Annotated in this window: 7 protein-coding genes and 1 pseudogene; 3 read left to right on the top strand and 5 right to left on the bottom strand. The window is 49.5% G+C overall.

Going from position 1 to position 7,409, the window contains the following annotated elements; genetic code table 11:
* Positions 1 to 214 (bottom strand): annotated as a pseudogene (locus EA14781_RS21070) (hypothetical protein); the annotation flags it as partial.
* A 500-nt stretch (positions 215 to 714) separates the two neighbouring features.
* Positions 715 to 1,077: a YibL family ribosome-associated protein gene (locus EA14781_RS21065; RefSeq protein WP_000665678.1), complete on the bottom strand. Its 363-nt coding sequence runs from the start codon at positions 1,075 to 1,077 to the stop codon at positions 715 to 717.
* 284 nt (positions 1,078 to 1,361) lie between these two features.
* Between EA14781_RS21065 and yibT the strand changes: the two genes are divergently transcribed.
* Complete coding sequence (gene yibT / locus EA14781_RS21060; protein WP_000516028.1) at positions 1,362 to 1,571, top strand: protein YibT; 210 nt, start codon at positions 1,362 to 1,364, stop codon at positions 1,569 to 1,571.
* 11 nt (positions 1,572 to 1,582) lie between these two features.
* Here yibT and mtlR read toward each other — a convergent pair whose 3' ends face one another.
* The 3 genes from mtlR to mtlA form a co-directional block, all read right to left on the bottom strand.
* On the bottom strand, positions 1,583 to 2,170 hold the full coding sequence (gene mtlR / locus EA14781_RS21055; protein ID WP_000227974.1) for a mannitol operon repressor MtlR: 588 nt from the start codon (positions 2,168 to 2,170) through the stop codon (positions 1,583 to 1,585).
* Positions 2,170 to 3,318, bottom strand: coding sequence for a mannitol-1-phosphate 5-dehydrogenase (gene mtlD, locus EA14781_RS21050; RefSeq protein WP_002460300.1), 1,149 nt, complete (start codon positions 3,316 to 3,318; stop codon positions 2,170 to 2,172). The genes mtlR and mtlD overlap by 1 nt, the downstream gene beginning before the upstream one ends.
* A 213-nt stretch (positions 3,319 to 3,531) precedes the next feature.
* Entirely contained in the window at positions 3,532 to 5,445 is a 1,914-nt protein-coding gene (mtlA, locus tag EA14781_RS21045; protein ID WP_000093237.1) for a PTS mannitol transporter subunit IICBA, read from the bottom strand.
* Positions 5,446 to 5,980: 535 nt separating this feature from the next.
* Here mtlA and EA14781_RS21040 point away from each other — a divergent pair.
* Positions 5,981 to 6,343: a DUF3302 domain-containing protein gene (locus EA14781_RS21040; protein ID WP_002460297.1), complete on the top strand. Its 363-nt coding sequence runs from the start codon at positions 5,981 to 5,983 to the stop codon at positions 6,341 to 6,343.
* 2 nt (positions 6,344 to 6,345) lie between these two features.
* Positions 6,346 to 7,409 (top strand): HlyD family secretion protein (locus tag EA14781_RS21035; RefSeq protein ID WP_042336200.1); only part of this gene is annotated, 1,064 nt, incomplete at its 3' end.

The following is a 7,409-nucleotide window of genomic DNA, read 5'->3' as shown; positions in this document are numbered from 1 at the left end:
CACCTTTAATGCTCTTGATGACGGCAGCAAGCATTTTTGTACTGTTTATGATGTTAACTTGTTGTTTTTCAAGGAGAGCTATTTTCTCATTTTGCTGTTCTTGTTGTTTTGTTAGCTCATCAATGATTTTGATTTTTTCAATATAGTCGCAACCTGTTAACGAGCTAAGCAGTGAAACAATGAGTCCGCGTAATAATATGTTTTTAATATTCATATAAGTATGTCCTTGCCATCCCTCAAACCAGGCTGTTAAACGAGGGAGATCCCTGTTTATTAACTTACGTGTTACCGGCGTTTTTATTCACGGTAAATATAAATACTTGATAATGTCGCCAGATGTATTCACGTTATAAATGTATACTTAAATATTAATTTGTTTCAGTTTGTGGCGAATGATATTAAAACGCGAATTTTAAAGATTAATGGCAATAAAAGTCAAACGTGAAAACAGTAAACAAGTGTATAGCGATAAAGATATATTCATATAAATGATGTATTTGATGTGAAGTTATGTTTTTTGACAAAAAACTATCGTTTTTCAGAATGGTTTGAGGAATGTGACCGCGTTAATTATTATCAACGCTAATAAGTGAATATTATTTTGTGGAGTGATTTTTCAGAATTGTGCTCAATGATTTCATTGCGGCATTGATGGTGGGAACCCCGTATGCCCGCGAACGCAGGCAAAAACGGGGACTACGGGCGATAGATAGCTTAGAACGCGGTTTTTGAAAATCCAGTCATCTCGTTCAGGCCCATTTCACGGCCCAGCGCAGTCATCGGGTGAACCACCACCAGTCCGCGAACGCTCTTCTTCAGCTTGCCCATATCGGCCTGCTCTTTTTTGGTAATCGCGCGTTGGAACGGCATCTTCATCAGCTTTTGTGCTTCTTTGCTGAGTTTTTGGCTGTGAACTTCGCGCAAACGAGCAATTTCTGCTTCCAGCGTCGCTTTTTCTTTCTCCAGTTCAGCGTATTTGTCTGCGGCTTCAACCAGCGACAGATCGGCCTGTTGGTGACGGATGGCGTCCAGGCGATCGCTAAGACGTTTGATTTCGTTTTTTTCGACTTCTTTCATGAGATAACTTCTGATAGAGATAAATTATTAGATCGTAGTATGCGCGACCAGACGGTTCGTTCACAACTGATGGCAATGCAATAGTTGTATTTTGACATTGTTAACATTATTGAAAAGCGTGTAATTGCTTGATTGAGTAAGAAATTTGAAGAATAAAGATAGCCTTCATCAAAAGGTAATCATTGAGGATTAAGCACGTTTTCCTTAATCTCATCTTTATCGGGAGCCTACACTAAAATTGGCGGCCGCGCATTCCCGGCGCGGGGTAATACGGAGATATCATCATGGGCAAAATAGGTGAAAACGTTCCGCTTCTTATCGATAAAGCCGTAGATTTTATGGCCTCAAGCCAGGCGTTTCGGGAGTATCTGAAAAAATTTCCCCCCCGTAATGCGATTCCGTCCGATATCCCCCCGGATAGCGTGCCGTTGTATCTCAAACGACTGGAATATTATCGCCAGCTTTATCGGCCGAAGCAGGTTGAGGAGCAGTAAGCGGTAATCGCTTACTTTTGAAAGGCTTTTTTTAAGCTGATTTTGGAAATCAGCTCTGTCAGTGAAAGGACCATTGTTGAACGCACAGCCTGTTGGTAACGCTGAATTTGCATTGCATACAAACTGGAGTCGGTTGGTTCAAATTGTGGCGGCGGAGGGATCGCCGCCACGCAGTGCAGCTCGCCAAATGGCCCAAGAATTTCATCATCCGTAAAGGCATATTCGTTGCCGTCGTGATTCAGCTCTTCCCGCAGCGCCATCAACAATTCCGCATCTTCGTATTCATGGCGGCTAATTACGCCAAGCCCATAAATCAGTTTTAAACGTACGGAAAGATCGCCCAGCGGACCATCGCCGTCGAGTAACGGTTCTACAGCATACTTCACCGCGTAATCGTCTTTGCGGAATACCTGAAGCACCAGAAGATTTACCGCCTCGGTCAGGAGATCGACGGCGGTGATCAGAAAGCTTCGCACGGTTTTGCCAGCATTCAGACGCTCAAGCACACGGTTTTCAAAGGCCTGGGTTTGTTCCATTGTTGCCTGCATATCTGACAATTTGTTATTCGGGCGCAGGGATTCCTGCGCCAGGTCCACCATTATTGCATTGCGTTATAAGCGGTTACGGCTTCGGTGACAACCTCGCTGTTGGCATCAAGCCCGGAAATGTGCGCCAGCGCAGCCTGCGGACCTTTATCGGCAATCAGTGCCGCCAGCTCTTGTGCCTGCGGATCATCTTCACTGCGGAAATGCATTGCTGCGGCAATGCCCTGAATCAGGTTTTTATGCGGCAGGCCGTATTCCAGCGTACCCAGCAGCGGTTTTACCAGACGGTCGCCCGCGCTCAGTTTACGCAGCGGCTGACGGCCTACGCGCTCCACATCATCTTTCAGGTATGGATTTTCAAAACGGCCGAGGATTTTCTGGATATATGCCGCGTGTTTGTCAGCGTCAAAACCATAGCGTTTAATCAGAACCGCACCGCTTTCTTCCATCGCGCCTTTTACCACCGTGCGGATTTTCTCGTCGAGGATCGCGTCACGAATGGTCTGGTGACCGGCCAATTTCCCGAGGTACGCGGTTATAGCATGGCCGGTGTTTAGGGTGAAGAGTTTACGCTCGACAAAGGCCATCAGGTTATCGGTTAGCTCCATGCCAGGGATGTTCGGCAGCGCGCCTTTGAATTGGGTTTTATCGACAATCCATTCGCTGAAGGTTTCTACCGTTACTTCCAGCGGATCGTTAGTTGCAGACGCGGAAGGCGGCACGATGCGGTCAACGGCGGAATCAACAAAGCCAACGTGCGCTTCGACCCACGCTTTAGCGTCTTCCGGCAGAGCGTTCATCACATGGCCTTTCAGTTGCGTGGTACCGCGCACCATGTTTTCACAGGCGATGATGTTCAGCGGGGATTCATTACCTTGCTCTTTACGTTTCACCAGCCCTTTAGCGATTGCCGGAGCAATACGTTCCAGCACGACCGGGCCGACTGCGGTGGTGACTAAATCAACCTGAGCGATTAAATCCACTACGTCGTCGCCGATGCTGCTGACGGCATTTACACCGGAGACGGTATCCACTTGCTCGGTTTCGCCAACCACGTGAACCTGATAGCTATGACGGGCATTCAGGGCATCAAGTACCACCTGATTGACATCGGCAAACGTCAGTTGGATACCTGCGTCCGCCAGCAGTTTACCGATAAAACCACGACCGATATTACCTGCGCCAAAATGTAATGCTTTCATAGTATTAACCTTCATCAATGTTTTTACCCAAGAGGGCTGGGGTGAGGCTTTTCCCTCACCCAAACCCTCTCCATGAGGAGAGGGACTTTTTGCCGGATGCGGCGTAAACGCCTTATCCGACCTACGTGTTTGGCACCGTCCTGTAGGCCTGATAAGTAAAGCGCATCAGGCAATTAGCCCCACCTCCTCCATGTAGAGAAGGTGGGACAGGGATTACTTACGACCCGCCAGCAATTCCAGCACTTCATCCACGCTGGTGGTGTGCGCCAGACGCTCGATGACGGATTCATCATCCAGTGCGTTGGTCAGGCTGGTGATCACCTGAATGTGCTCGTTGTTACGGGCAGCAATACCAATGATCAGACGGGCAATGTCATCTTCTTCTTCGCCAAAGCGTACGCCTTCCGGGTACTGGCAGAACACCACGCCCGTTTTCAGTACGCGATCTTTCGCTTCAACCGTGCCGTGCGGTACTGCGATAGACTCACCCAGATAGGTCGGGGTCAGTTTTTCACGATCCAGCATCGCCTGCACATATTCTGGCTCAACGTAACCGCCTTTCACCAGTTGCTCGCCTGCAAAACGAATCGCCTCTTCTTTGGTTGCCGCTTTGCGACCGAGGAAGATGTTCTCCGCGCCGAGTTTGAACAGATTTGTACTGGAATCGTCGAAGCTATCTTTCAGGCTATCTTTTACTTTCTCTTCGTTTTCGGTGTGGCGCTGGGCAGCAACCAGACGTTCAGTCAGGCTGGTGTACAGACCGCTGTCGAGGAAGTTGGTCAGCGAAATATGCTGTGCCTGTGGAACCTGGCGCATAGCGCGTTCGGTCAGATCACGGTGAGTGATGACCAGATCCACATCCGACGGCAGGTTGTTAATCGCGCTGTTGGTAACAGAAATCTGCGATAGACCCGCATCCTGAATTTTCTTACGCAGTACGCCTGCGCCCATTGCACTGGACCCCATACCGGCGTCACAGGCCACGATGATTTTACGTACATGACTCAGGTCGTTGGTTACATCGCCAGCAGCCAGCGGGGAAGCACCTTTAGACTCTGCTTTCATTTCCTGAACGCGACGTGCAGCCGCTTCAATATCCTCATCTTCTTTCACTTTGCTGGTTTTCAGCAGAATGGCAGAGACAACGAAAGAAACCGCCATCGCCGCACATACACCTGCGATGTTAGCGAAGTAAGCCCCTTTCGGCGTCATCGCCAGCACAGCAAGGATAGAACCCGGAGAGGCCGGAGAAACCAGACCACCGCCAAGGATAGTCAGCGTGAACACGCCAGTCATACCGCCGAGGATAACGGCCAGAATCAGACGCGGATTCATCAGCACATACGGGAAGTAAATTTCGTGGATACCGCCCAGGAAGTGGATGATTGCCGCACCGCCCGCAGACTGTTTAGCGCTACCACGACCAAAGAACATGTACGCCAGCAGAACGCCCATACCCGGACCTGGGTTAGCTTCAATCAGGAAGAAGATGGATTTGCCCAGTTCATGGGACTGCTGAATACCCAGCGGCGAGAAGATACCGTGGTTAATGGCGTTGTTAAGGAACAGGATTTTCGCCGGTTCAACAAAGATAGACGCCAGCGGCAGCATGTCATGGACAACCATGAAGTTAACGCCAGCCGCCAGCATTTTGGACAGGGCTTCAACAATCGGACCGATGCCGAGGAATGCCAGAATGGCGAGGATCATCCCGATAATGCCAGCGGAGAAGTTGCTCACCAGCATTTCGAAACCGGATTTGATCTTACCGTCTACCCAGCGGTCAAAATGCTTAATGCACCAACCGCCCAACGGGCCTGCAATCATCGCACCGAGGAACATCGGCATATCAGCACCGACGATAACGCCCATCGTAGTGATGGCGCCCACGACACCGCCACGATCGCCGCCAACCAGACGACCGCCGGTAAAACCGATCAGCAGCGGCAGGAGATAGGTGATCATTGGCCCGACCAGCTTCGCCAGCGTTTCGTTCGGTAACCATCCTGTTGGAATAAATAACGCGGTGATGATACCCCACGCGATAAACGCGCCGATATTTGGCATCACCATGTTGCTGAGGAAACGACCAAAGCTTTGCACTTTGATCTTAATATCGGATGACATAAAAACACCCCTTCTTATGTTTGCTGTCGCGCAGGCTGGAAGCCCGAGGTTTTTTGTTAATGTGGCGGCAGAGGTAGCCGGACCTTGTAGATATTGCGAAATCTGGCACTGAATCGGTTAACTGTCCAGTCGTCGATTTTTTATGTGATATTGATCACATAAATATAGGGGGTAGAGAGGTAATTGACGTGATGTATGTCACAAAAACTCAGTGTAAAAAAACAACAAGAGCATAGATTTCGCTAAAAACGGCATTTAAATGTGATTGTTGTCACATTTTTGTTTTGATGGTTTGTTGAATTTTTGTGACTTAAATCACGAAATATTTTTGCGTGGAATTATCCTGGTGTGATCTACAGCATATTCTGGCTTTGCCTTAAGACTGTTGTGTAATTGAGCAACCTGTCGCTTTCTAAATTTATCCATCGGTGTGATGGCGGGATTTGCAAACCCGGATTATTGTCAAATAATCAGCCTGATTCCCATCCGGCTGCCAGCCCATAACAACTCTGATAAGCGTGAATTCGAGGCAGCTATGTTTCTAAACTATTTCGCGTTGGGAGTGCTGATTTTTGTCTTTCTGGTGATTTTTTATGGAATCATCGCGATACATGACATTCCCTATCTGATTGCCAAAAAGCGCAACCATCCTCATGCCGACGCGATTCATACCGCAGGGTGGGTCAGTCTGTTTACGCTACATATTATCTGGCCGTTTCTGTGGATCTGGGCCACGCTTTACCAACCGGAACGCGGCTGGGGTATGCAGTCGCATGTTACGCCGCAAAAGAAAACGACTGACGCGGAAATTGCCGCGCTTTCTGATCGCATTTCCCGGCTGGAGCACCAGCTTGCCGCTGAGAAAAAAACTGACTATTCCACGTTCCCGGAGATTTAATCATGGATCTGTTGATTGTCTTAACTTACGTGGCGCTGGCGTGGGCGGTATTTAAAATCTTCCGTATTCCCGTAAATCAATGGACGCTGGCGACGGCGGCGCTCGGTGGCGTGTTTTTGGTGAGCGGTTTGATTCTATTGATGAACTACAACCATCCTTACACGTTTACGGCGCAGAAGGCGGTGGTGTCTATTCCCATTACCCCACAGGTGACGGGGATCGTCAGCGAAGTAACGGACAAAAATAATCAGCTTATTCAAAAAGGCGAGGTGCTTTTTAAACTCGATCCAGTGCGTTATCAGGCGCGCGTGGCGCGGTTACAGGCCGATCTGATGACGGCAACGCATAACGTTAAAACGCTGAGAGCACAGTTAGCCGAAGCGCAGGCTAATACAACTCAGGTCTCGGCAGAGCGCGATCGTCTGTTTAAAAACTATCAGCGCTACCTGAAAGGCAGCCAGGCCGCCGTTAATCCATTTTCAGAACGTGATATCGATGATGCCCGGCAAAATTTTCTCGCGCAGGATGCGCTGGTAAAAGGTTCGATAGCGGAGCAAGCGCAAATTCAAAGTCAGTTAGACAGTATGGTCAACGGTGAGCAGTCACAAATTGTCAGCCTGCGAGCACAACTGACGGAGGCGGAATATAACCTGGCGCAAACCATCGTGCGGGCGCCAAGTAATGGATATGTCACTCAGGTCTTGATTCGCCCCGGCACCTACGCAGCGGCTTTGCCGTTACGTCCGGTGATGGTGTTTATTCCTGAGCAGAAGCGGCAAATTGTCGCCCAGTTCCGGCAAAATTCGCTGCTACGTCTGGAAGCCGGCGATGAAGCGGAAGTCGTCTTTAATGCGTTGCCGGGGCAGGTCTTTCGGGGGAAACTGACCCGCATTTTACCTGTCGTGCCGGGCGGCTCGTATCAGGCTCAGGGCGTACTGCAATCGCTGACCGTTACGCCAGGAACCGACGGCGTACTCGCGCTAATTGACCTTGAACCCAATGCTGAGGTCGATGCCTTGCCGGACGGCATCTACGCACAGGTGGCGGTTTACTCCGACCATTTCAG

It is taken from the genome of Escherichia albertii NBRC 107761 = DSM 17582 (assembly GCF_000759775.1).
Lineage (GTDB): Bacteria > Pseudomonadota > Gammaproteobacteria > Enterobacterales > Enterobacteriaceae > Escherichia > Escherichia albertii.
The sequence above is the reverse complement of the archived record's forward strand: the minus strand, read 5'-3'. Positions and strand labels throughout refer to the sequence as shown.

Bases quoted from the DNA above. Each gene is read 5' to 3' on its own strand.
- EA14781_RS21065 (WP_000665678.1), bottom strand. From the start codon at position 1,077: ATGAAAGAAGTCGAAAAAAACGAAATCAAACGTCTTAGCGATCGCCTG.
- yibT (WP_000516028.1), top strand. From the start codon at position 1,362: ATGGGCAAAATAGGTGAAAACGTTCCGCTTCTTATCGATAAAGCCGTA.
- mtlR (WP_000227974.1), bottom strand. From the start codon at position 2,170: ATGGTGGACCTGGCGCAGGAATCCCTGCGCCCGAATAACAAATTGTCA.
- mtlD (WP_002460300.1), bottom strand. From the start codon at position 3,318: ATGAAAGCATTACATTTTGGCGCAGGTAATATCGGTCGTGGTTTTATC.
- mtlA (WP_000093237.1), bottom strand. From the start codon at position 5,445: ATGTCATCCGATATTAAGATCAAAGTGCAAAGCTTTGGTCGTTTCCTC.
- EA14781_RS21040 (WP_002460297.1), top strand. From the start codon at position 5,981: ATGTTTCTAAACTATTTCGCGTTGGGAGTGCTGATTTTTGTCTTTCTG.